At 53.4% G+C, this 23,643-nt stretch carries 20 protein-coding genes; 4 read left to right on the top strand and 16 right to left on the bottom strand.

Annotated elements, in window-relative coordinates; genetic code table 11:
- Nucleotides 1–5: 5 nt before the first annotated feature.
- The 8 genes from ACXPVS_RS07060 to ACXPVS_RS07095 form a co-directional block, all read right to left on the bottom strand.
- Nucleotides 6–941, bottom strand: a complete 936-nt coding sequence (locus ACXPVS_RS07060; RefSeq protein ID WP_458509272.1) for a DUF535 family protein — start codon at nucleotides 939–941, stop codon at nucleotides 6–8.
- A gap of 7 nt (nucleotides 942–948) precedes the next feature.
- Entirely contained in the window at nucleotides 949–1,926 is a 978-nt protein-coding gene (locus tag ACXPVS_RS07065; RefSeq protein WP_458509273.1) for a glycosyltransferase family 2 protein, read from the bottom strand.
- 43 nt (nucleotides 1,927–1,969) lie between these two features.
- The gene (locus ACXPVS_RS07070; protein WP_458509274.1) at nucleotides 1,970–2,494 is read right to left on the bottom strand and encodes a serine O-acetyltransferase; all 525 of its coding nucleotides are present in this window, start codon (nucleotides 2,492–2,494) and stop codon (nucleotides 1,970–1,972) included.
- Between the two features lie 8 nt (nucleotides 2,495–2,502).
- Nucleotides 2,503–3,459 carry a glycosyltransferase family 2 protein gene (locus ACXPVS_RS07075; protein WP_458509275.1) on the bottom strand — a complete coding sequence of 319 codons (957 nt, stop codon included), beginning with the start codon at nucleotides 3,457–3,459 and terminating at the stop codon, nucleotides 2,503–2,505.
- Nucleotides 3,452–4,069 (bottom strand): acyltransferase, encoded by a 618-nt coding sequence (locus tag ACXPVS_RS07080; protein ID WP_458509276.1) that lies wholly within the window; start codon nucleotides 4,067–4,069, stop codon nucleotides 3,452–3,454. The genes ACXPVS_RS07075 and ACXPVS_RS07080 overlap by 8 nt, the downstream gene beginning before the upstream one ends.
- A gap of 133 nt (nucleotides 4,070–4,202) precedes the next feature.
- Entirely contained in the window at nucleotides 4,203–5,672 is a 1,470-nt protein-coding gene (locus tag ACXPVS_RS07085; RefSeq protein ID WP_458509277.1) for an FAD-dependent oxidoreductase, read from the bottom strand.
- The gene (locus ACXPVS_RS07090) at nucleotides 5,669–5,863 is read right to left on the bottom strand and encodes a hypothetical protein (RefSeq protein WP_458509278.1); all 195 of its coding nucleotides are present in this window, start codon (nucleotides 5,861–5,863) and stop codon (nucleotides 5,669–5,671) included. The genes ACXPVS_RS07085 and ACXPVS_RS07090 overlap by 4 nt, the downstream gene beginning before the upstream one ends.
- 139 nt (nucleotides 5,864–6,002) lie before the next feature.
- A complete protein-coding gene (locus tag ACXPVS_RS07095; RefSeq protein WP_458509279.1) occupies nucleotides 6,003–7,379 on the bottom strand; it encodes an oligosaccharide flippase family protein in 1,377 nt (458 codons plus the stop codon).
- Between the two features lie 95 nt (nucleotides 7,380–7,474).
- Here ACXPVS_RS07095 and ACXPVS_RS07100 point away from each other — a divergent pair, with 95 nt between their 5' ends.
- Nucleotides 7,475–8,998 carry an O-antigen ligase family protein gene (locus tag ACXPVS_RS07100; RefSeq protein ID WP_458509280.1) on the top strand — a complete coding sequence of 508 codons (1,524 nt, stop codon included), beginning with the start codon at nucleotides 7,475–7,477 and terminating at the stop codon, nucleotides 8,996–8,998.
- A 5-nt stretch (nucleotides 8,999–9,003) separates the two neighbouring features.
- Nucleotides 9,004–11,628 carry a glycosyl hydrolase family 5 gene (locus ACXPVS_RS07105; RefSeq protein ID WP_458509281.1) on the top strand — a complete coding sequence of 875 codons (2,625 nt, stop codon included), beginning with the start codon at nucleotides 9,004–9,006 and terminating at the stop codon, nucleotides 11,626–11,628.
- A 53-nt stretch (nucleotides 11,629–11,681) separates the two neighbouring features.
- Here ACXPVS_RS07105 and ACXPVS_RS07110 read toward each other — a convergent pair whose 3' ends face one another.
- Complete coding sequence (locus ACXPVS_RS07110; RefSeq protein WP_458509308.1) at nucleotides 11,682–13,289, bottom strand: phosphoethanolamine transferase; 1,608 nt, start codon at nucleotides 13,287–13,289, stop codon at nucleotides 11,682–11,684.
- Between the two features lie 426 nt (nucleotides 13,290–13,715).
- Here ACXPVS_RS07110 and galE point away from each other — a divergent pair, with 426 nt between their 5' ends.
- Nucleotides 13,716–14,693, top strand: coding sequence for a UDP-glucose 4-epimerase GalE (gene galE / locus ACXPVS_RS07115; RefSeq protein ID WP_458509282.1), 978 nt, complete (start codon nucleotides 13,716–13,718; stop codon nucleotides 14,691–14,693).
- Between the two features lie 44 nt (nucleotides 14,694–14,737).
- Here the strand turns inward: galE and ACXPVS_RS07120 are convergent, their stop codons facing one another.
- The 6 genes from ACXPVS_RS07120 to ACXPVS_RS07145 form a co-directional block, all read right to left on the bottom strand.
- On the bottom strand, nucleotides 14,738–15,469 hold the full coding sequence (locus ACXPVS_RS07120) for a CpsD/CapB family tyrosine-protein kinase (RefSeq protein ID WP_458509309.1): 732 nt from the start codon (nucleotides 15,467–15,469) through the stop codon (nucleotides 14,738–14,740).
- Nucleotides 15,470–15,537: 68 nt separating this feature from the next.
- Nucleotides 15,538–17,100 (bottom strand): GumC family protein, encoded by a 1,563-nt coding sequence (locus tag ACXPVS_RS07125; protein WP_458509283.1) that lies wholly within the window; start codon nucleotides 17,098–17,100, stop codon nucleotides 15,538–15,540.
- 20 nt (nucleotides 17,101–17,120) lie between these two features.
- Complete coding sequence (locus tag ACXPVS_RS07130) at nucleotides 17,121–18,176, bottom strand: hypothetical protein (protein WP_458509284.1); 1,056 nt, start codon at nucleotides 18,174–18,176, stop codon at nucleotides 17,121–17,123.
- Nucleotides 18,177–18,262: 86 nt separating this feature from the next.
- Nucleotides 18,263–18,820 (bottom strand): polysaccharide biosynthesis/export family protein, encoded by a 558-nt coding sequence (locus ACXPVS_RS07135; RefSeq protein WP_458509285.1) that lies wholly within the window; start codon nucleotides 18,818–18,820, stop codon nucleotides 18,263–18,265.
- 451 nt (nucleotides 18,821–19,271) lie between these two features.
- Nucleotides 19,272–19,769: a VPLPA-CTERM sorting domain-containing protein gene (locus ACXPVS_RS07140; protein WP_458509286.1), complete on the bottom strand. Its 498-nt coding sequence runs from the start codon at nucleotides 19,767–19,769 to the stop codon at nucleotides 19,272–19,274.
- A gap of 280 nt (nucleotides 19,770–20,049) precedes the next feature.
- Nucleotides 20,050–20,703 carry a peroxiredoxin gene (locus ACXPVS_RS07145; RefSeq protein ID WP_458509287.1) on the bottom strand — a complete coding sequence of 218 codons (654 nt, stop codon included), beginning with the start codon at nucleotides 20,701–20,703 and terminating at the stop codon, nucleotides 20,050–20,052.
- Nucleotides 20,704–21,118: 415 nt separating this feature from the next.
- Between ACXPVS_RS07145 and ACXPVS_RS07150 the strand changes: the two genes are divergently transcribed.
- The gene (locus tag ACXPVS_RS07150) at nucleotides 21,119–21,835 is read left to right on the top strand and encodes a glycosyltransferase family 25 protein (RefSeq protein WP_458509288.1); all 717 of its coding nucleotides are present in this window, start codon (nucleotides 21,119–21,121) and stop codon (nucleotides 21,833–21,835) included.
- A 119-nt stretch (nucleotides 21,836–21,954) separates the two neighbouring features.
- On the opposite strand, the gene betA is transcribed toward ACXPVS_RS07150, so the two are convergent.
- Nucleotides 21,955–23,643, bottom strand: coding sequence for a choline dehydrogenase (gene betA / locus ACXPVS_RS07155; protein ID WP_458509289.1), 1,689 nt, complete (start codon nucleotides 23,641–23,643; stop codon nucleotides 21,955–21,957).

Here is a 23,643-nt window from a genome sequence, read left to right on the forward strand (position 1 = left end):
GAACGTCAACTAGCCACACGGCGGCTGCTATAACTACCTATCAATACGCTGTCTATCTTTTTAAACGTGTCATCCAACAGCTCATAGCGCCTGCGGTACATGGCCCGTTTTTTTGAAGCAATACTGTCGAGCGGTTTTCTGGACAGCATCATGGGCATCTCGAAAAAATCTTCGCGCTCTGATGGGGTCGCTCCATGCTCTAACCAGATCACATCATAATTCGCCGCCAGTTCTAGAGCTTTGTGAGCGCCAAAATACGGATGACGATGGTGGCGATACCCATCCCCTACCGCATAAATTTTTTCAACACCGATATTGATGGCAATGTATTTAATAACTTCGATCAGAAAGCTTCGTGGCCGAAGGCCTTCAAAGTTTTTAGTCAGGTCCCTGTAGATACTCAACGACCGTTCACTCTCGACGCCTTTATGTATCCCTTGAACAGCGCCGATAAAAATACATAGTTCAGTGTCCGTGCGACACAAGGTGAAGGCTATTGATGCAATGCGCAGGTCACCCTGAAACAGGTTCAGCACCAGCTCCCCTTCACGCATAAACCATATCGGACGATCCAACACCAGAGAACAGTCAGCGGCAAACTCCGACAACTCACTCAGCATCAATCTGTCACTCCGCCCCAACAGCAATAGCTGCGGACAGCTTTTAGTAACCACTTCGTAATGCGAGGCCAACACACCCAGTTTATTCTTGGGGCTCCAGGTTTTGCTGATGTAGGGCCAATGAACAACACCCACACAATCCCCGCCTAACTTCTCAACACCGGACGCACCCAGAGCGCTCGACATCCGCCCGCAAAACAATTTTAGCTCGGACCAGTTTTTCGCAACTAAAACCAGCATTTTAAACTTATTGTTCAATGCCCTTAAGGAATACCCTGCGTGCAGAAAAAACACGCTTTTTAATATCACCCAATTGTTCATATACGTCTCACTTGTATTCGATCAACGCCGTCTTGCCGGCACCGAATCTGTTCAGTAGAAACTTGACTTGGCCGAGCATCTCGGGAAATTTCCCCAGCACGAGAAAGAAAGCCCGCAGCCAGTTTTCGCGCGGGGATCTATCGCCCCCGCGAGCGAGGCGCCCGACCTGTAATGGATAGACCAGCAGCACAAGCAGCCCAAACCATCCCGACACCAAACTCCCGACAACAGTCGCCAGCGGCACGCCCAATCCCCAGAACCAGGCACGGCGCGACTCACGCAACCAATGTTGCTCCGGTGCGGCCCCATGCAAAAATGCGCCCTCGGCAAAGGCGTAACCACCGCGCAGGGTACGCCGCCACCATTGGCCGAAACGGGTCATGGTTGCATCGTGCAACGTCATTTCCTCACCCAGACGCCAGACCTTCCAACCATTCCCACGCAGACGCACGCACAATTCAGGCTCTTCCCCGGCAATAAGGCCCGGTCGAAACCCGGACGCGTCGGCGAAGGCGTCAGCCCGCATTAGCGCATCGCCACCACACGCCTTGGCCTCACCTACCGGCGTATCCCATTCGAAATCACACAGTAAGTTGTAAACAGAGTGCTGCGGAAAACGTTCACGGCGCCGTCCACAGACCACCGCGACGTCAGGATGTGTATCAAGAAAGGCCTGCGCCCGGGGCAGCCAACCGCCGATAACCTCACAATCACCGTCGACGAACTGCACATAACGCAACGTCGGCAATAAGCGTTGTATGCAGGCAAATCCTTCGTTGCGCGCACGCGCAGCCGTAAAGGGAATGGTCATGTCCAACTCGACCACCTCGACTCCAAGCCTCAGTGCCATCTGCACTGAACCGTCCGTTGATCCAGAGTCGACATAAACAACCTTCTCCGCCGAACCGACGAGGGAAGTCAGGCAACGCTCAAGCCGTAGGCCTTCGTTGCGACCGATAACAACGACACCCATACCCATAGCCATGGCGTTCACTCGGCGACGCAATTGAAGTAATCCATTGGGGGGGTCATGAGAACTCCCTCGTTTCTGCGTACTTCCTTTTCTTGATAGTCGCAGGCACGCCCACTGCCACCGAGTCGTCCGGCACATCAGTCAGCACCACAGCATTGGCACCAATCACGACATTGTTACCAATGCGGATATTGCCCAGCACCTTGGCCCCTGCACCGATATCAACATTGTTACCCATCACCGGCGCAATCGGCTCATTCACATTCTTCAACCCCACGACGACGCCATTGCGAATACGGCAATCATCGCCGAACTGCGCATAGCCACTGATCACGATTCCGCCGAAGTGATCGATGACGAAGTTGCGCCCTACCACCACCTCACACGGCAACTCGATACCCGTGACGATCTGCACCAGTTTGAAAAGCACTTTGTATATAAAGGAGCACAGCTTGCGTAACAGTGCCGGTCGCACACCGTAACGCCAGCGCCCAAAGCGATAAACCACCATCACCCAAAACCCCTGAGCCCCCCAATCCCCGGCGTAGGCACGCAAGTCCGCACGTATGTTTTCGAACATAACTGACTCTACCGTGTTGGTTGGCTAGCGAATTGGGTATCACGCAGCAACGCCCAGGTCACACGAGTATGCTGCCAACACGCCCCTAAAGCGGCCCGACCGCGGCCTTTCAATAACGCCTTGAGCGCCAAAATCAGATCACCCAGACTCACCAATAGCATATGTGAGGCCAAACCAGGCAGGCCGTGGTGCTTGCGAAAGTACAAAAGCTCACTTTCGATTTGTAACGTGGGGAGCTGGCGACTAACCGCATTGAGCTTATCAACAGACTTGGCACTTTCACCGCCAATATGCACCACCGTGGTATGCGGGTAATAAACCACTTTCCAGCCGGCTTGTTTAACGCGTTTGCAGTGATCTATCTCCTCGAAATAAAGGAAGTAGCGCGGATCGAACAAGCCCACCTGATCGATGACTTCACGGCGGATCAGGTAATAGCACCCGGGCACCCAGTCGCACTCGCGCACCGAAGCATGATCCCAGGCCATGTCGTCGACCCTCTTCACCACAGGGACAAAACGTTCAAGCCCTGTACGCGAGAGGAAGACATTCAACGGCGTTGGAAAATAGCGACAGGAGGGCTGTAGCTCTCCCTCTCGTCCGACCAACCGAACCCCAAGGACACCGCAATCAGGATGAGCCTCCATGTACTCGAGGGTCTTGCTCAGGGTGTCCGCAGCAACGAAGGCATCGGTATTGAGGAGCAACGCATACTTGCCCTGCAGGTGTTCAACCAATTGATTATTGGCACGCCCAAAGCCAACATTATTTTCATTGGCCAGTTGCAATGCCTCTGGACAAATAGTTGCCAGACACTCCAGCGAGTTATCAACAGAGGCATTATCCACCACTAAATAGCGTGTGCGATCCACACGCGTTGACTGGCGCAACGCATTAAACATCGGTTGCAACAGAGCCGCGGTATTGTAATTAACTACCAGTACATCAAGGGACGCACTAACCATTGGGCTGCTCGCCAAAAAAATGTTGCACTCTCATTTTTTTAAGCTTCGGCTCAAGTTCTGGATCGAATATACCGCTGCGCGCCCTGATGAGGTCAATCCACGGGTAAGCGGCGCAACGCTCTTCGACTTTTGCCAACAGTTCTTCCAGCGTGCAAATAACCTTGGCGGGATTACCCCCAACCACGACCCCAGGCGGAACATCTTTCACCACTACCGCACCGGCTGCAACAATTGAATCCGGACCAATAGTCACACGCGGCATGATGATAGCGCCATAACCGATAAAACAATTATCACGTATATCGATAGGGCCGACAGAGTCAAGTTTTGTACCAAAGCGGGCATCGAGCAAGCCGACTATGCCATCGTGGCCAAACAGCGTGCAATCAGATAAACCTACATTATTTCCGAGTCGTAATAGCGTAGGGTCAGGTATGTTGCACCCAAGGTTGATCCATACGCCTTTACCGACGGAGTGCAGAGCCCCCCATCGAGCGAGGTGCTTAGCCCATTCATACCCGTCCGGTTTACAGAATCTTTTATAGAGTGAGGTCCCACGCCCCGTTGTTTTGGCAATATGAGCAATAGTACGCTTTAGTAGACCAATCATCCTGTCAGCCTCAAAAAATCAGCAATAGACATCTGTGCCAGGGTTAGATACACCCTGATTCTTCATTACCACTACCCTTAGAGTAGACGCTCCCCTAAAATCCAACACTCAAATAATCCCCACATGCTCTCACTCAAGAATACCTGCCCACCAGGAGCCCCATCTGACGGTTAAGATAATCCGCCAGCCTTAGAGTCATTTGCAAAAGAGGCATCGTGGGGTTACAAGCGCCCCCTGTCGCGAAAACACTGCTGCCCGCAACGTAAAGATTCTCGACACCAAATACTTTGCAGTTCTCGTCGACCACACCAAACTCGGGCGACGTCGCCATCCGCGTGGTCCCCATATGATGAGCATGGGGGTTGAGCTTCAGTGGCAAATCGAGGTTATAAACGTACTCTTCCAACTTGACAAAGCCCAACCCTGTGTCGGCAAAACACTTTGCCACTTCGAGCCCTATGGACTTGACGGTATTTCTGTCTGCGGGGGTTAGTTCCCAATGAACATTGGCCTTCCTCATCCCTAACGCATCTCGCTCGTCGAGCAATGAGATTCGGCTATTGGGGTTGGGAAACTGCTCGATCAGCGTGCCGAGTACCCCGTCTCCTGGGCAATCGAACTTGGCAATAAATTCAACCTTGCTCTCCGCACCCACTTCGCAAACGAGGTTCTCGAAAAAGCTCTTGATGGCAGCCATTCGCCCGTAGGATTTCACTTCAGCCACAAGCGTGGCCGTCACATTCCCTTTACCTGACTTGTGCTCCATCACGAATGCATCGGTCGTGAAGTACTCCTGCCGAGCATCTGTACCCTGCCCGTCTTTCAGGATGAAGTTTCCCATTTCGACGTTCAGGTGCTCCATGAAGCATCGACCGACGAAACCATCCTTGCTAACAACACCGCCAGCGGCCAGGGACTCGCTGTTGAGCAGGTGCCTGGCATTCTCGATCGCGCCTGTCGCCAGAATAAATTGTTTGGCCGTGACTCGCTCTCGATGCAACTCGTAGTCCGAGACAACTATCGTTGCTATGCGGCCGGTCTTGCTGTCGAACTCAAGATCGACGCAATTGCAATGGATGAAGACATCCAGCCCTTCAGTCTCATTCAGTTCCTTGGCATACTTTTGTGCAAATCGCGTCGGCGGGCTTAGCAGAAAACGATCGGCGTCAAAGTCGGCGCCGTCCAAAGTCGCATTAATCGCCTTGAATCCGGCGTGCGGCGGAAGATCAACAATATCCATGGCCGCCGACAGAGTGTGCTCAATCTCGGAAAACGCGATGGGCCAACCGGGCACGGACACCGGAGGGCCTACGGTAAAGTCCGACTTTTCGAAGGGACGGCATCGCCCGGCCCAGTGATTGGAGGTCCCGCCAAGAAAGCGCAGGCGTGTTTCCTGAGCGTAGACCTCGAGGCCTGACGATGAAACCTTGTAGAGGTTCTGCGAAGCCGGCGAATACTCGTGCCCGCCGCCCTCGACAAGTACCACACGCCGACCATTACCGGCTAAACGCAAGGCCAGCGTAATGCCGGCCGGCCCACCCCCTATGATGCAGACGTCATAGTGGTCGCGGAGTTCTTTCTGCGATTGGTAGTCTTTGATCATGCTTGTGTTTGCCGAAAATGCTGGGCAGGCAGCACCCATCCGTTGATGACAACAAACTCGGATTTAGCAACAGAAGGCCGGGCAACGGCTTTGGAAAATCCGAACATGAGCCCCCCAAGACTCAACAGAGCAGAAGCCAAGAGGAAGCCTCTGCGCCCCATCACAGAGGTATTCAAATCAGTTTCTCTCATGATTCAAAGCTCCACGACATCGAGATTACGTTGGAAATTTCAACCACACATCCAGGTCATATTTTTTGCCAACCGCCATCAGTACCTCAATGGCGACGCTGTGCCACAGCGTCGGAAACATCAAGAGAAATAGATCAAATCAAAGCCATTTAGCAAGATCCGTCAATAACTCCCCACACAAAGCCCCCACTGCCAGCATTGGCAGCACGACCAGTTCACGCTTGAGACTGAACAACCCCAGACGACAATTGACATAAAAAACCAGGATAAGCGTAGGAAACGTATACAGGGCAGCGCCCCAAATCGCATAGTTGACCCCGCCAATCGCCAGCAGCAGAGGCAACAGCACCCACAGCGAGACCACGCGAATAATGTTATCCATGGCCTGGTACTTGGTGAGTCCCAAGGCAATCCAGACCTGATTCGCCAGCATGTAGCGCATGGTGAAAAAAGAGAGTGAAAGAATGGCCATCATGTTGCCGGCCTGAGCGTAACGCTCATCGTACAAGATGCCGATGAGCAGTGGACTGCCGGTCAGGAAAAGTCCACAGAGAAACAGGCAGGCAAGATCGAGCATCAATTTCAAGCGGTAGTACAAAGAGTGGAGCCGTGCGGTGTCATTCGTTCTTGAGGCCTCACTGAAGGCAGGCAAGGCAACGGCCCCCGCGATCTTTTGCATCGCAAGCTGAACAGCACCCAAAATCAGCACGGCAATGGAGTAAACGCCCAGTTCGCTGGTCGTCATGCTGCCGCCGAACCAGATACGATCACCGTACATGGCCAAGACGCCCACGGCCGACGACAACAGTATCCAACGGCCGAAGCCGACTAATTCCTTGAGCGCAGGACGCTCCCACTGTAGGCGATTAGAGGGGCCCTCAAACCAGAAATGCCCCAGTAGCGTACTGACCAGTGATGAGACCAGACCTGCAATCACCAGCGACCAGATGGACCTGGTGAAGTAACCGATGCCCAGCATGACGAACAGCCCGACGATCAGGGACGCAAACTCGGTGAGTACCACTTTCTTTTGCTGGAAAGAGCGCACTGCCAGGTCTATTTTCGTCGACTGAAAACCAACGATGATTGCCGAGAAACTGGTCACTGCCAACACCAGCGGCAACTCGGGTGCGGCGTAGGTGGAATTGGGCGCCCACAGATTAATGGTCTGTGCAAACCAGGCGAGGGCCGCGAGGAGAAGTGTCGAAGCAAAAAGGATAAAGCCCCGCAAGATCTGCACGGTCCAGATGGTATTGAGAAATACCGGATCGTCGCCACGCGGGCTCTGAATGATGTTCTGGCGCAAGCCGGCATCGGAAAGCAAGTGCAGAACCAGCGAAACGGTGATGGCGATCATCATGACGCCGAACATCTCCGGCATCAGCAGACGGGCCATTATCAGGTTGCCACCCAAGCGAAGGGCTTGAGACGTGACCAGTGCCCCCAGATTCCATGCCCCAGCAGAGATCGCTCGCTTACGAAGGCTCAACGTTGGCGATAAATCAACTAACGACATAACATCATCCCCGGACTCAATGGCTCAAAACGAACTATAGTCGCGTTTGGCCATTCCACTAGCCGTCGCTCATCAATCAATAAGTCCAATCACCCATGCCTGAGCACTTTCGCGCGTTAATCGTCATTTTGGTCCTTGCTGGCATCGTTTTTGCCATGGCACGTCGACCAGCAGCAGACCTGATTCCCGACCGTAATTTTACTCGTCGGCGCAATCTGTGGTTCGTATTGACGCTACTGGCATTTATTTCACACAGTTTCTGGGTGTACGCAGGCATTGCCGCGATCGTTTTGACCTTCGCACAACATCGCGAACGCAATCCCGTGGCGCTATTTTTCCTTCTGGTGTTTCTCATCCCGCCGGCCACAGCGGAGATTCCGGGCTTCGGCCTGATCAACTATTTCTTTGCCCTTAACCATATTCGTCTGCTGGCCCTGTGTGTGTTGCTTCCGGCTTTTCTCACTCTGCGCAAACGCGCCGACACGGTCTCTTTCGGGCGCACCTGGCCTGACAAACTGTTAGCCGCCTACCTCCTGCTGACGAGCCTGCTTTTCCTGCGCGAAACCACCGTCACCGACACGTTGCGCCAAATGCTCTACCTGTTCATCGAAGTTTTTTTGCCTTACTACGTCGCCAGTCGGGCGCTGAAGAACCTCAGCGACTTCAAGGACGCTCTGTTCGGTTTTGTACTCGCCGCCATGGTGCTGTCGCTTATAGGTCTCTTCGAATATGCCAAGAACTGGCAGCTGTACAGCGCGGTTGTCTACGCCATGGGCATGCAATGGGATCCCGGCTACTTGAGCCGTGGTGGCTCGTTACGCGCCAGCGCTACTACCGGCCAGGCCATTGCGCTGGGCTTCGTCATCAGCGTAGCCATCGGCTTTTATCTGTACTTGCAGGAGGAGGTACGTAGCAAATTGCAGCGAACCCTCGGCGCACTCTTGCTCGCCGGAGGTCTGTACGCACCGCTGTCGCGTGGCCCCTGGATCGGCGCAGCCGTCATGATCGTCGTGTTCATCGGCACCGGTCGTAAAGCGCTCAAACGCCTGATGCTGCTGGCCGCCGCCGGGGCGCTCGCCCTTCCCTTGCTGGCCGTCGTGCCGGGCGGGCAAAAAGTGCTTGATCTGCTACCGTTTATCGGCACGGTGGAAGTGGAAAATATCACCTACCGGCAGCGCTTGATTGATAACGCAGTGATCGTTATCCAGCGTAATCCTTGGCTGGGTTCTTTCAATTTCCGCAGCACACCGGAAATGCAGTCCATGATTCAGGGCCAGGGGATCATCGATATTGTGAACACCTATATCGGCATAGCGCTGTCGTTCGGTTTGATCGGTTTGACACTTTTCGTGGTTTTTTTCGCCAGTGTTCTGCAGGGCATCCGCAAGGGGATGCGTTCGTTTCCCAACCAAGATGATGAGGCACGCCGACTCGGACGTGCGCTTCTGGCGACATTGGCCGGGGTCCTGATCACCATCGTTACCGTTAGCAGTATCACCGTGATCCCCGTGGTGTATTGGTCGGTGGCTGGACTGGGAGTCGCCTACGCTCAGATGGCACGCAGGCTCAAGCACACCTCGACGGCCGTCACGGCGAGCGCCCACCTCCAACTCAGGTAAAACCCATGGTCCAGTTGTTTCGTCGCCCCCAGATACTGCTCCTGCCACTGCTTTTTTTTGCTATTTGGCCGTTTCGTACCTGGGCGTCGGACTGGGTCGTCAGTGTGGATGAGCGCAATGGCCTGCCAATGCTGGAGCGTGGCGGCAGTCCGGCAATGGCTACGACATTCTCGTTCTTTGGGCGCAACTGGGACTGGACGTATTTGCAGACTGAATTCAAGGTAAACACCCCTTATCGATACTCACTTGCAGGCAAAAACAAAGCGCTGGATTTCGACTTGACTGCGCAGATTCAGAAGCAAGACAAACAAAAGCTGACCTGGAACTTTGCCGTGGATGCACACAGCGGCAAGTCCGGTGTTTCAGGTGGAGGCATCGTCTTCACATTCGACCCCGCTCTTTTCGCTGGAGAAATGGGCGAGCCCACTTTGCTACCCGACAACCGCGGCTGGACCTGGGGCAGTGCACAAGGGCGACGCATCGAGATGCGCTTCGAGCCCGCACTGGCGAGTGTGTACTTTGAACCGGGCAGTAAATCCGAGGTGCGTGCTTTTTTCTTCAAGAACACGATCAAACCAGGCCGCCAGGATTTCACCGCCACCCTGAGCGTTTCTGGCGATGTGGCGGTCGGCCCAACCAGTACCGAGCGCTTCGGGTTGTCGGACCCAAAGAGCTGGCCGACTGACAAGCTCGACTTGAAAACTTCGCCGGTCGACCTGTCCTTTCTCAACGCTCAGGAAAAACCTGCAGGCAAGCGCGGCTTCATCAAAGCCTCCGGCGAGCAATTGCTATTTGCGGACAACACTGCGGCACGTTTCTGGGGCACCAACCTTTCGGCTTACACGCTGTTCCTCACGCCAGACGATGCAATCAAGCAGCAGGCCAAACGCCTGTCGGCATTGGGCTTCAACCTTGTACGACTGCACCACCATGACTCGCCATGGGTCTTCCCGAACATCTTTGGCGACGGTAGGGTCACGCGCAGCACCCAGCAACTGAGCCCGGAATCGCTGAAAAAAATCGACTGGTGGATCAAGTGCCTGAAAGACGAAGGCATTTATGTGTGGCTCGATTTGCACGTCCAACGAGTCTTTACTGAAAACGACAACATTTATGGCTTCGATGAATTGCCAAAAGAAGAGCAAAATTTTACCTACCTCAAGGGCTATTCCTATGTGAATCTCACCATTCAGAAAGCCATGAAGCGCTTTACCGAAGCCTACATGACCCATGTAAACAGCTATACCGGTCTCGCCTACAAAGACGACCCGGCGATCGCCGCCGTACTGATCACCAACGAAAACGACGTCACCAACCACTTTGGCAACGCCCTGTTGCCAGACAAGAATGTGCCGAAGCACAACCGCATCTACATGGCGGAGGCCGAGGCCTTTGCCAACCAGCACAATCTGTCTGCAAACCAGACCTGGCGCTCCTGGGAGCCTGGCCCTTCCAAGCTGTTCCTTAACGATCTGGAACGACGTTTCAACGTCGACATGATTCAACACCTGCGTGGAATAGGCGTGAAGGTCCCCATCGCCACGACCAGTAGCTGGGGCCGCAATGGCCTAAGCTCCCTGCCGGCCCTTACTGCCGGCGACGTAATCGATGTCCATAGCTACGGTGGCTCGGGACAGATAGAAAAAAACCCGCTGTACAGTGACAGCATCGTGAATTGGATTGCCGCCGGCCAGGTCATCGGCAAACCCTTGACCGTCACCGAGTGGAACAATGAGCCCTTCCCTATACCCGACCGTCACTCGCTGCCACTCTATATCGCCGGCACCGCCAGCCACCAAGGCTGGGATGCACTGATGCAATATGCCTACAGCCAGGAGCCACTGGGAGTTGAAGGGATGAGTGCCAACAACTGGCACGCCTATAACGACCCAGCAATGCTGGCCACCCTGCCCGCCGCCGCCTTGCTGTATCGCCGAGCAGACGTTCGGGAAGCCACAACGACCTACGTCTTCGCGCCGACGCCAGACACCCTGTTCAACCAAATGATTACACCGGCCAACTCTGCGCTACTGCGCACCGCCATGGAGAAAGGCAAGCTGGAAATCGCGATGCCACAGACGCCGCAATTGCCTTGGTTGCAACAGAGCACTATCCCAGGCAATGCACAGGAATTTCATGACCCTGACCAGTCGCTGCTGGACGCCAATGCCAGCGAATCCACGACAGACACGGGTGAGCTAAAGCGCAACTGGAAACAAGGCATCTACACCATCAATACACTGCGAACCCAGGCCGCTACCGGCTGGATCGGCGGCGAGTCGATCAGCCTTGGCAACATTCAGGTTCAAGTGAAGACCGCCAACGCCAGTGTGGTGGTGCAAAGTCTGGACGAGGCGCCTTTGGGCCGATCGCAGGATCTACTGATTTCGTTAGGCACCCGTGCCATCCCCCAAGACAACGACAAAATACCTTTTTACGTTGAGCCCATCGAGGGCACCCTAACGATCCAGGCGCCGCAAGGCTTGACACTGTTCACCCACGGCATCCTGGGGCAAATGAAGAAGCTGCCCGCGACCTACCTTGATGGCCGCTATACAATCAAGTTCGACGGCTTGCAGGCGTCGAACTGGTTATTTTTGAAAAAAAGTGTCACGCAAGCACAACCTTAGGCGACCTCCGTCTGATGGAACAACGCCTTGCGGCGTTGTTCCGTGGGGGTTATTTAATGGCTGTCAAAATCAAACGATGGAACATAGCCTGCGCCGAGCAGATATGGACATTTCGACGATACAAAATCATCACTTAATAAGTCTTCCGAACGTTTGTACCGACTTGTGAAAACCCCTGTGATATTTAGAAGCGTATGTGGCAAGGAGGATATGCTGATTTTCTGACTTTCTCTTTCCTTCAGCTTTAGAAACTTGAGCGATTGCTGGCTTGAAACATTATCGGACGCCCAGATAAACGCCGAAACAGGGAGGTCATATTGATTGCCAATGCCATGCCCCAAGAGCCCTCGACTGTCATCCATCATGTTTTCACCATGATCCGACGAATAAAATAAGACCGATGTTTTTTTGCTTGACTTCAAGCGATCAATAATTGAGCTTAACAGCCAATCCGTATACAAAATACTATTGTCATACTCTGCCGTAATTTTGTCTTTGAAGCTGTTGGTTGAAGGCTTGAATTGATCGAAATCTTTCGGATACCGGCGTGAATACTCGAAATGACTACCTTTGAGATGAATGAATATGGCTTTCTTTTCTGTACTGCTTTTATTTAATATTTCTTCATACTCTGAAATTAAAGCGCCATCATAGCTTCTCTCAAAATACTGACGGTGTTGCGCCTCTGCAGCTATTTGTGGAATTATTCCGCCAAAACTATCAACCTCCTGCACAGACAACCAATAGGTCATGTATCCGGCTGCACGATATATACTCACCAATGATTTTGTTGACACAATGGAGTCCCAATCCGATATCGGTTCAAGGCTCAGCATTGAAGGAACCGCGAACGAGGTGTACGGGGCGGTCGTGCAGATCTGATTAAATTTGAAAATCCCCGCCTGCTTACCGAGATTCGGGGTGGTGTCCTTGTTATAACCATAGAGGGACCAGTTCTGCGGCCGTGATGACTCACCAATTACAAAAACAATGGTTTCTATATTTGATGGCTTCGACATACTGGTTATTTTTACATCAGAATCCCGACGACGCTTGATAAGCGCCTCCGTCCCCAAATACAAATTTGCAGTAAGGGCAATTTGCGACAAATAACCTGCTGGCGTGCTTTGATCTTTTGCAAGGAGGTCCATGACAGCAGATGTCCCAAAAGAATTAAGTTTTACGGTTTTATAAAAATACGCCCCATAGCCCGCTAGCAAGGCGCTGACAGCCACAACAAAAACACCTTTGTTTTTATATAACTCGCGCTTATACAGGCCTATTAATCCAGCCCCATAACAAAATATGAAAATCACCAAAACGATACTGATGGGCTGCCAATAGGTCGGTAGAAATTCGCTTGCCTCCTGAGAGTTTGTCAAGCCAATAAATATATAGGCAGCTGTTAATCTCGAATTGAAATTCAACACCAAAAAGAGATCAACAGTTGCTGCCAAATAGAAGGGCAGTAGAATGATGTGAACTTTGAATTGATTGAATGAAATAAATCGAATCGCCAAAAGCCACAACACCGACATGCCAAAGGTGTAAAAGACCAACAAATCAATTTTAGAGTATTGATAGTTTGTTAGCGCTCTAACAATTAACGGTGACAGCAGATATGACCACAACACTAAATTTGGCCATTCTGCTTTTAACATTTTCAATGAGCAATCGATTATTCTGGCAGAGTTTTTCATTTGATCATTACTCTCGCAGGATGCCCATAGACCTCCTCAGAGGGTAGCTCCACTTGGCACGCTCGCTGTATCTTGCTCAAAATATACACTCCTTTGGCGATCCAAACGTAGCGAGTCGCAAGGCTTGGCACTGTTCACCCCTGGCATTCTGGGACAAATGAAGAAGCTCCCCGCGACCTGCCTTGATAGCCGTTATACAATCAACTTCGACTTACAGGGTTCGAGCTGGTTGTTTTTGAAAAAGGTGTCACCTAGGGCAACGCTCAGTCAAGCCCTGCCGCGGCGACTCAACGCCAACGTGTCTTTTAATGCAATGGTCAGACGGATCGTACTGACGTTTCAATCTGTGCTTGCACAGCAATAGTGCCCAGGAAATCGGAGATCATAATGAAACTTTTGGTGGTGGGTGGCGCGGGTTATATCGGCTCGCACATGGTGAAGCAGCTACTGAGCGCAGGTCACGAGTTGGTGGTGGCAGACAATTTCTCAACCGGTTATCGCAGCGCGTTGATGGGCGGGACATTGGTCGAGCTGGACATCGCCGACGAACAGGCGCTGGACGCCCTGTTTACGGGGCACCACTTTGATGCCGTGTTCCACTTCGCCTCCTTTATACAGGTGGGCGAATCCGTCGCTGAACCTGCCAAGTACTATCAAAACAACTTCGCCGCCACCCTGACGCTGCTCCAGGCGATGGTTCGCGCGGGAGTTAAAAACTTCATTTTTTCCTCGACCGCCGCCGTCTACGGTGACCCGGTGTATGTGCCCATCGACGAGGAGCATCCCAAGGTCGCGATCAACCCTTATGGCCGCAGCAAGTGGATGGTGGAGCAGATGCTTGAAGATTTCGACCGCGCCTATGGGCTGAAATCGGTCTGCCTGCGCTACTTCAACGCCGCCGGAGCAGACCCTGAAGGACAGTTAGGTGAGCGCCATGAACCGGAGACCCACCTGCTGCCGCTGATCCTGCAAGCCGCCTCCGGACGGCGCGCAACCATCACCGTCTATGGCCGTGATTACGACACACCTGACGGCACTTGCATTCGCGATTACGTCCACGTTGTCGACCTCGTTGCCGCTCACGCGCTTGCCGTGGATTATCTGCTGGCGGGGGGTGCAAGCACGGCGTTCAACCTCGGTAACGGTCAAGGTTTCTCAGTACAGCAAGTGATAGATACTGCACGCAACGTGACCGGCCAGGATATTTCCGTCAGCGAAGCGCCACGTCGCGCGGGCGATCCACCACGCCTTGTGGCCGATCCCCGCAGGGCCAACACATTACTTGGCTGGCAACCGCAATTTGGCTCACTTGAACAGATAGTGGCGCACGCCTGGAGTTGGGAGCAGAAGCACCCTTGGCACTGACCGTCGGCGCTAGCCAATAGCGCCGATCTCCTGCGGGTGATGCTCTAGTAGTAAGAGCGGTTTTCGGGTTCGGCTTTGTTCAACACCGTGCCAATCAGATTGGCTGTCCCAAGATGATGCAGGCTTTCTTCGATCTCTTTCTTGCTGTTCAATCCATTAGCGACAACGAGCAGGACGCAGTCGAACCTGGGCAGGACGTTAATGACATCATCCGAACTCAACAACGGCGGCAAGTCGAAAATCACGATGCGTGAGTTATAGCGCTCGCGCAGATCAGCAATCAAATGGTTCACTGCAGGCGATGACAACACCTCGGTGGAAAGAGGAATCGGCTCACGCGTCGGCAGGACCACAAAGCGCGGCAAGGTCGGATTGACCAGTACTTCTTGTAGTTCAGCTTCATCTGCCAACAATTCATTAAGCGATTTATCCATCGGCAGACCCAGATACTCACCCACCTTCGGACGACGCAAGTCAAAGTCCACCAGTAACGCCGTCTTGGTCGTGTGATGCGCGATACTCATTGCCAGGTTTATAGCCAACACCGTCTTGCCTGCCTCCGGAGTCGGCGAGGTGATAGCGAGCGTGCGCCAGCCATTTTCTTCCATGGTTTTTAGCACTTGTGTACGCAGTAGATCGAATGCCCCACCCATATTCGAGTTTTTGTTGTAAGCCACAATGCGGTTGCGCTCGAGGTGATCTGGTCGCAAAGGCACAACCTTGGTTTGCACATAACTGAGCGCATTCAGACCTGCTGACTGCGCGGTCGCAGTCATGGCTTTTGAGGAGGTCTGTTGCTCGGCTTTTTCGGTATCAGGATTGACTATTTCCATGGCTATATTCCTTATGCAAACCGGCCCAGAGCTTTAAACATCAGAAGATCCAGAGGCATGTAGAGGAAGTGCAGGAGCACCAGAAAGATCGCGATTATCACAACGCCACAGACGATCAATAGCGTTCGCCACTTCCTGCGGCGTGCCAGTTCAGCCTTGGTGTGGATGTAGGGAATGGAAACCAGTACGCGTCTACCCAGCACGCTGGCCAAGGCCTGGGCACCGCGCACACGCTGACTCAACATCTCGATGAGCATCACCAGTGCGCCAGCACCCACCGGGGCAAGCAAGAAACCCATTGCAACCACTTTTTTACGGTTCGGCCGTACCGGCTTTTCGGGCATCAGCGGGGACTCCAGAAGAACAAAACGCTCGGCTTTGTTTTCCTGTTCCAGGCTTTCGGAAATTTTCGCACTCATTTCTTTCGTGCGAATCTCCTCATATTTTTTTCGAGCGTTATCATGGTCACGCATCACCGTGACCAAGCCGCGCTCGACTTGCGGAGTCTCAAGAATCTGCGCCTCGTATTCGGCTATTTTTCTGAGTATTTGCTGCTTTTGATCGGCCAGCGACTTCATACGTGCTTCTGCTGCGGAGATCCGCGCCTGAGCCCTGGCAACGTCCAGATTGACCGAAGCCGCTGCACCATCAGCACCTTTGCCAGCCTCAAGTGCAGCAATTTTGCGTTTGACGGTCCGCACGTCGGGGTGGGCTTGCGTATACAGCGACTGCAACCTGATGTACTCCGCTTTGAGGCTCGCCAGGTCCTGTGGTTTATCAACTGCCGCACCGGGTGCCCCGGAATTGGTCGCTAGACCGGCATTCGCGGCGGAAAGCTCCAACTCATTGAAGCGCAACTCCTCACGGGCAGTTTTGTAGTCACGGTCGACCTCTTTAAGCTCGGTTTCGGCGCGCGTCAACATATTCATGCGCAGCTCTTGATGCTCCGGCAGCGCGTTGCTGTGTGCCTGCTTGAAGTCCGCCAACCGGTTCTCAAGGGCTTCCAGTTCCACCCTGAGTTTGTCTGCCTCTTGCGTCAGGAACTCTGTCGTTTCACTGGCGCGCTCGGTGCGCTGCTTGATGTTTTCATCCAGAAACAGCGTCACCAGTTCATTGGCAACTTTGTTCGCAATCTCTGGCTGCCTGTGTTCAAAGGAAAGACGGAAAGCAATCGTCACCTCTCCACGCCCCTTAACGGCAGCACTGACCAGAGAGACCGTAATTGCATTGCGCATTTCTTCGATTTTCTCGGCAACGCTCAGTTGTCGACTTTGCGAAGCAAAAAGATTGTATTTGTCGATGATCCCTTCCAGATGCTCACGGGTCATCACGCGCTGGCGAATGACTTCGATGCGCTCATCGGCAAAGGTATTGTTGTTGGCCGCCACCAAGTCTGGCGAAATCTGCTGAGACTCCACCAGGATCGTGCCAGATGACTCATAGGTAGGCGGGAGAGCGATCGCTACCGCTATGCACACGCCGAGTATGACCACGAAACTCAGGATCAACAGCAGGGCATGGTGCTTGATGATAGCTAGGTAGTCGTTGAGCGACATTTCGTAATCAGAGGCCATATTTCTCACACAGCTGAGTTTCAGAGACCGGGATAATTATAAGTCAGCGTCAGCCCGACGACGTTTGCAGTGGCATCCGGCAAGCCATCTTGCTGGCGTTGTTTGTATGTGTAGGATAGGCGCGCAATCCAAAAAGGCGAGAGTTCTTGGCTAAACCAGGCACTGTAATTTTGCAGGGTATTAGGCGTCCGGCCTTTGGAGTCCTGCCAGGAGGCATCGAAACCGGCGCGCCGGGTTTCGTCGACGGCATAGCTCCATGTACCCCTCAGAGCATCAACCTCAACGAAACCACCGTCCCCGCTGGCGAGAGTGCTACGACTGGCGTCGATGCCGGTATCAATACGCTCACCGGCATATTGCAACGATAAACCGCCCTGGCCTTTGGGGCCGCTACCTGTGCCGGAGACTTGGTTGAGACCCGCGTAGGCCGTCCCCTTAAGCCGCTCGGAGAGTTGGATATTCAAGCCGACCGTGGGGGTGTAGCTGTTTGAGGAAGCCACCGCAGATCCCTTCTCCGGCTCATAGCGCCTCACGCTAAAACGGGTGAACAGCTCGACCGTCTCACTCCATGCATAGTTCCAGCTGAAGCGGGTCGCCAGTTCGTCATAGTCGGTCAGTGAATCAACATCGTAAGTGACATGAGTGTAGTCAGTCTCGTTAACCAGGGTACTTCGCTCGCTGAGAGCAGTGCTCCAGTTGCCGCCCACCCAATACATCTTTTGCGTGCCATCAGACGCAACTACGCCGGTGTCCTGAACCACCGTGGAAAGCGTAGAGTTTTCTTCATATCTCGCCGTGAGTCCAAAAGCACCCGTTTCGGTCGCGCGCTGCCATCCCAACTTTAATCTGGGATCTTCACGGTCCGAAACGACGGACGTATCCGAGGAACGCACGATGTTTAACCCGAGACCGAACTGGAACTCATCCCGTCCGGAAGTACCCACGAGGCTGTAATCGGGCGCGATGATGGTACGGGTCACCCCCTTCTCATCACTCGTGAGCAGCAGTGGATTGCTGTCGTACTCAACCGTCGAAGGCACAGCTATTGCTGATTGCCAAGTAGCAGCATAGGCCATGTCCGAACACGACAAAGCCAGGATTGCCGTCGCAACCCCGGTCGTTCGAAATCCAAGCAAGATAATCCCTAGTGCCTCGCGCAAGGCTAAGGCACGACCAGCGTATCGCCGGCTTTAAGTAGAAAATTGGTGGACATGTCATCCCCTGACATCAACTTGCTGTAGTTGACGCGAAGGATATCTTGTCTAGCCCCATTGAGTCGCACGACCTTAATGTCGTCCTTATCGGCGAATTTGTCGAGTCCACCCGCCATGCTTATTACCTGCAGCACTGACGTTTGACCTGACATATGCACGGTGCCGGGCTTCAGCACTTTGCCCTGAACGTAGACGAGATTACCTTCGGTGCCGGTGACGACAACGCTCACCTGTGGATCAGGTATGAAAGCCTCAAGCTTGGCAGCGATTTGCTTCGCGACAGCGGTGGCATCAAGCCCCCCAACATTGACTTGCCCTGCCAGCGGGAAGGTAATGCTGCCATCGGGGAGTACGCGTACATCCTGTTTGAGCTTGTCTTCGCCCCACACGGAAACAGAAAGGTTATCTCCCGGACTCAGCCGGTAAGTCGGGTCGTTTTCGACGGCACTGGAAATGCTGGGCCAAACAGCCAGCGCGCAGAGCACAGGTATCAATGAACGGAACATCGGGATCCCTCCGTCTAAGTAGCCATGCAAGGAGTTTAGAACAAAAAAACCTAGTCAAATCACTCTAGCCTATTTCTCGCCAAAGAAACGACTAAACAACAATCACCTTGAGCTTCTTGGGCAGTCAATTCTGCCAGTGCAATACCCTCGAAACCGGAACGTTAGTACAAAACAGCAAAATATTGTTATTTAACAACCGGTTGGAATACGCAATCCATCCCTGATGTATTTCGCGCCAATATTAACCGCACTGCTGCACGGGCTCAATTGCGGCACTGCCACCTGACGACGGATACGTTTTACAGCGTAACTAACTGATATCTACGATTACAAACCAAGCATCATCGCAAGCCAACCATCATTAGCAAAATCAACACATGAAGTGATGTGTCAAGCCAGCCAATAGAGTGATCGCATCAATAACCATTATTGCCAAAACCGTTAACAGTACCTATATCTTCCGGCGGTTGGCGACCACAATAAAACCCAACAACGCGGACGAAAATAACCAGGCTGCCGCCGGAAGCGGTACTGCATTCGGTTGGATGATGTCAGATACTTCAACCAGACTTTTATCCTGGACAGTCGAATCAATTTTGAACGGCTTATTGTCAACCACCGCCATTAATCCGTCACTCGAAGAAGAATTGACGGACACACCCACGCTTGAGTCGGCGTGATGAGTGACGTTGTTAAATTTGGCAGAATGGGCATCATCGAAGTAAATATCGGTGATCAACGAAGGTAAGCCAAGACCCTTTCCAAAAGTAAGCGATGCGCCACCCGCCTGCTCTTCTAGCGCTGCGACAAGTTGAGGCCTTGATTTGTCGCTGATGTTGCTTATACGACTATTTTCAGAGGACAAACTGGTCACCTGAGCACTGGCAACGGCCGCACCATTCAGGATCACAGAAAACAACACGCATTTAATGACAAGTGTTGAGCGCATAACACCGCCTCCTTGCGTAGGGGGTTATTCTTTTGTCGGTTGAAGGAACCTTTATCGGCTAAATTGAGCCTATAAGCACATCGCCATTACGTCAATAGCTCGTCACAATAATAAATCGAAATTTCATTTTAGGGCGAGTGGCGTCAAAATAACGCCACTGCGAGCACCTCCGACCTGTGAATACTATCTATGTGAAATAGCTTCACGGGGCCGCGCCGAGCAGATCAATCCGATGCGCATAACAGGCATCGCGATTGAAGCCAGGATGAATGACTGAGCATTACTTCGGTTGCGCCACCGTACGCAAATAAGGTTTCACCGTCTTGAAGCCATCCGGGTACTTCTTCCTTGCATCGTCGTCGGATACCGACGTAGGAATGATCACGTCCTCACCCGGACGCCAGTTCACCGGAGTGGCAACGGCGTGCTTGGCGTTTAACTGAATAGCATCGAGCAGCCTTAACACTTCATCGAAGTTGCGCCCGGCACTCATCGGGTAGACGAGCATCGCCTTGATCTTTTTATCCGGGCCGACAATGAATACTGAACGCACCGTGGCGTTGTCCACGGCAGTACGAGCGCCGCCACTGGCGTTCGGGTGAATCATGTCGTAGAGCTTGGCCACCACCAGATTATCGTCGCCGATCATAGGGTAGTTGACCGCATGGCCCTGGGTTTCTTCGATGTCTTTGGCCCAGGTTTTGTGGTTGCCGACCGGATCGACGCTGAGGCCGACAATCTTGGTGTTGCGTTTATCGAACTCCGGCTTGAGCCCGGCCATATAACCGAGCTCAGTGGTGCAGACCGGGGTGAAGTCCTTCGGATGTGAGAACAGGATGGCCCACTTGTCGCCAATCCATTCGTGGAAATGGAGCGTGCCTTCGGTGGTTTCGGCGGTGAAATCCGGTGCGTCGTCACCAATACGAATGGTCATGTGCGTTCTCCTCGTTGTGAAGGGTAGAGAAACTCTAGGAACGATCCAGTATAGGAGGCCGTGAAGACTTCGTGCTGCACGCCGATTTACCAGACTAAAACTTCATCCGCAAATGCTGCCTATACTGCAGTCCGGGGTCGATAGAGAAAACGGACAAAATCGCCAAGCATTCAGCCTGTCAGGTTAAGGTCATGGAAGTTGACGCCGCGCCGTCAGGAAATACAGAAAGTGGCCCTACTCTGACGTTGCACGAGTGAACCGCCTGACGCCTGGTTGATGAGGTGTACTTCAATCGGACACAACCCACAAGACGTAAGGGATTGCTTCCTGACAGCAGCGCTGTGTACGATTTTTTCCGAAATCTGCGGGTTCCCCAATCCAACTGCCCTGATTGTCTGCGCTAAGGACCTGACAGATGAATGTGATCGAATATTTTGATCGAGTAAGAATCATCAATATCTCGTCAAGAAAGGATCGCCGTTTAGAAACAGTAGAAGAATTCACTCGCAACGGCTTTCACATTGATGATGAAAAAATAGGTTTTTTTGAGGCTGTTACGCCCAGCGAGGGAAATGGCTTCCCGAGCGTCGGGGTCAGAGGCTGCTTTTTGAGTCATCTGGGGGTGCTGGAAGAGGCGATGCGCCTGAATTTGAAAAACATCTTGATCATGGAGGACGACATACAGTTTTCCAGACATATTTCTCAATATGGGAGAGAGGCGATTGAGTCTCTGGAAGGTATGGAGTGGGACATCGTCTATTTTGGGCATTCGTTTGAGGAAAATTCAAACTTGCCCGCTTGGAGAACAGTCGACCGGCCAATACATTTGGCCCATTTCTATGCTGTAAACGGGAAATGCTTTGGGAAATTGAGGGATTTTTTATTGCAGGTTCTGGAGCGGCCGCCGGGACATCCTGACGGGGGGCCGATGCATTACGACGCTGCTCTCAATACGCTAATTCATAAGAATAAAGAAATTCTGGCTTACTACTTTACCTGGAACTGCGGCTATCAAAGGCCCTCGCGGACGGACCTGCATGAGCTTTCCATCGTTGACAGGGTGCCTCTCCTGCGGCCGGTAATGGGTATGCTCAGGAGGTTAAAGGCAAAAAACCTGAGAAGAACTCGATAGTTTTCTCCCTTTAGGGACGGTCTGGATCACCCCAGAATTCAGCCAGGTGGCCTACGAAAACGGGCGCCCTTAAGGCGCCCGTTTTATGTGTCGTCTCCTAAGCCATTAACCCGTCGGATTCAAACCCTCACATTGCGCCCTGGCGACGTTGATCGCTGGCTGGTTTCCCAATCCTGGACTAGCCCGACGGGCGCATCGGACGCCGGCAGCATGGTGCGCCCTCGAACCAGATCGGAAGCCCGCTCGGCCAGCATAATGGTCGGTGCGTTGAGGTTGCCGTTTGGCTCGGTCGGGAACACCGACGAGTCAATCACCCGCAAACCCGCGATGCCCCGCACACGCAGCTCGGAGTCAACCACTGCCATCTCGTCCTCGCCCATGCGGCACGAGCCGCAAGGGTGGTAGGTGCTTTCCAGGTTTTCACGCACGAAGGCGTCGATTTCTTCGTCGGTGTTCACCTGTGGCCCGGGCGCAATCTCGCCGTCGCGGAAGCGGTCCATCGCCGGTTGACCGATGATCTCGCGGGTCAGGCGTATGCAGCGACGGAAACCTTCCCGGTCCTCTTCGCGTTGCAGGTAGTTGAATTGAATCTGCGGATGTTCGTAAGGGTCAGCGGAACGCACCCGAACATAGCCGCGGCTCTTGGGTTTGTTCGGCCCGGTGAGCACCATGAAGCCGTGGCCCTTGATCGGTTTGTTGCCGTCATAACGCATGGCCGCGGGCAGAAAGTGGAACTGAATGTCCGGCCAACGCAGGCCCTTGTCCGAGCGGATGAAACCACCGGCCTCGAAATGGTTGGTGGCGCCGAGTCCGTCCTTGAACAACAGCCAGCGCAGGCCGATCAACAACTTGCTCAAAGGATCCATTTTGCTGTTCAGCGTCACCGGCTCCTTGCAGCCGAACTGGATATAAACCTCGGCGTGATCCTGCAGGTTTTCCCCTACTCCCGGCAGGTCATGATGCACGCCAATCCCGGCTTTGCGCAGCACCTCGGCCGGGCCGATACCGGAGCGTTGCAGCAAGTGTGGAGAACCGATGGGACCGGACGATACAAGCACTTCCCGGTTGCAATAGACCTGGTGCGTCTGGCCTTGATGGTCATACATGACGCCGACGGCTTGCTTGCCTTCAAGGATGATCTGACGGGTCATTGCGTGGGTGATCACGGTCAGGTTCGGACGCCCCATGGCCGGGCGCAGGTAAGCGTTGGCCGTGGAGCAGCGCACGCCGTTTTTCACCGTCATGTGCATCGCACCGAACCCTTCCTGCATGTAGCCGTTGCAGTCTTCGGTCTTGATGTAACCCGCTTCTGCGCCGGCCTCGACCCAGGCCCCGTACAACGGGTTTTTCATGTGATTGCCGTTGGTGGTGTGCAAGGGGCCGGTGCTGCCGCGATAGCCGTCACCACCCTCCTCGTAGTGCTCGGCCCGTTTGAAGTAAGGCAGGCAATTGCGATAGCCCCAGCCCTCTGCACCGAGGGACTCCCATTCGTCAAAGTCATAGGCGTGGCCACGGATGTACACCAGGCCATTGATCGACGATGAGCCACCCAGCACCTTGCCCCTTGGGCAATGAATGCGACGTCCGTTGATGAACGGCTCGGGCTCGGTTTCATAACGCCAGTTGTACTTTTTGGTGTTCATCGGGATCGAGAACGCACTCGGCATCTGGATCACCACACTGCGATCACTGCCGCCGAATTCCAGCACCAGTACCGAGGTGGCCGGGTCTTCGCTGAGGCGGTTGGCCAACACACAACCTGCCGAGCCTGCACCGATGATGATGTAGTCGTATTTTTGCGTAGCCAT

It is taken from the genome of Pseudomonas sp. Ma2-10, assembly GCF_054330215.1.

Coding starts and splice junctions, on each gene's coding strand:
- ACXPVS_RS07060 (WP_458509272.1), bottom strand. CDS start 941: ATGAACAATTGGGTGATATTAAAAAGCGTGTTTTTTCTGCACGCAGGG.
- ACXPVS_RS07065 (WP_458509273.1), bottom strand. CDS start 1,926: ATGGCTATGGGTATGGGTGTCGTTGTTATCGGTCGCAACGAAGGCCTA.
- ACXPVS_RS07070 (WP_458509274.1), bottom strand. CDS start 2,494: ATGTTCGAAAACATACGTGCGGACTTGCGTGCCTACGCCGGGGATTGG.
- ACXPVS_RS07075 (WP_458509275.1), bottom strand. CDS start 3,459: ATGGTTAGTGCGTCCCTTGATGTACTGGTAGTTAATTACAATACCGCG.
- ACXPVS_RS07080 (WP_458509276.1), bottom strand. CDS start 4,069: ATGATTGGTCTACTAAAGCGTACTATTGCTCATATTGCCAAAACAACG.
- ACXPVS_RS07085 (WP_458509277.1), bottom strand. CDS start 5,672: ATGATCAAAGACTACCAATCGCAGAAAGAACTCCGCGACCACTATGAC.
- ACXPVS_RS07090 (WP_458509278.1), bottom strand. CDS start 5,863: ATGAGAGAAACTGATTTGAATACCTCTGTGATGGGGCGCAGAGGCTTC.
- ACXPVS_RS07095 (WP_458509279.1), bottom strand. CDS start 7,379: ATGTCGTTAGTTGATTTATCGCCAACGTTGAGCCTTCGTAAGCGAGCG.
- ACXPVS_RS07100 (WP_458509280.1), top strand. CDS start 7,475: ATGCCTGAGCACTTTCGCGCGTTAATCGTCATTTTGGTCCTTGCTGGC.
- ACXPVS_RS07105 (WP_458509281.1), top strand. CDS start 9,004: ATGGTCCAGTTGTTTCGTCGCCCCCAGATACTGCTCCTGCCACTGCTT.
- ACXPVS_RS07110 (WP_458509308.1), bottom strand. CDS start 13,289: ATGTTAAAAGCAGAATGGCCAAATTTAGTGTTGTGGTCATATCTGCTG.
- galE (WP_458509282.1), top strand. CDS start 13,716: ATGAAACTTTTGGTGGTGGGTGGCGCGGGTTATATCGGCTCGCACATG.
- ACXPVS_RS07120 (WP_458509309.1), bottom strand. CDS start 15,469: ATGACTGCGACCGCGCAGTCAGCAGGTCTGAATGCGCTCAGTTATGTG.
- ACXPVS_RS07125 (WP_458509283.1), bottom strand. CDS start 17,100: ATGGCCTCTGATTACGAAATGTCGCTCAACGACTACCTAGCTATCATC.
- ACXPVS_RS07130 (WP_458509284.1), bottom strand. CDS start 18,176: ATGGCCTATGCTGCTACTTGGCAATCAGCAATAGCTGTGCCTTCGACG.
- ACXPVS_RS07135 (WP_458509285.1), bottom strand. CDS start 18,820: ATGTTCCGTTCATTGATACCTGTGCTCTGCGCGCTGGCTGTTTGGCCC.
- ACXPVS_RS07140 (WP_458509286.1), bottom strand. CDS start 19,769: ATGCGCTCAACACTTGTCATTAAATGCGTGTTGTTTTCTGTGATCCTG.
- ACXPVS_RS07145 (WP_458509287.1), bottom strand. CDS start 20,703: ATGACCATTCGTATTGGTGACGACGCACCGGATTTCACCGCCGAAACC.
- ACXPVS_RS07150 (WP_458509288.1), top strand. CDS start 21,119: ATGAATGTGATCGAATATTTTGATCGAGTAAGAATCATCAATATCTCG.
- betA (WP_458509289.1), bottom strand. CDS start 23,643: ATGGCTACGCAAAAATACGACTACATCATCATCGGTGCAGGCTCGGCA.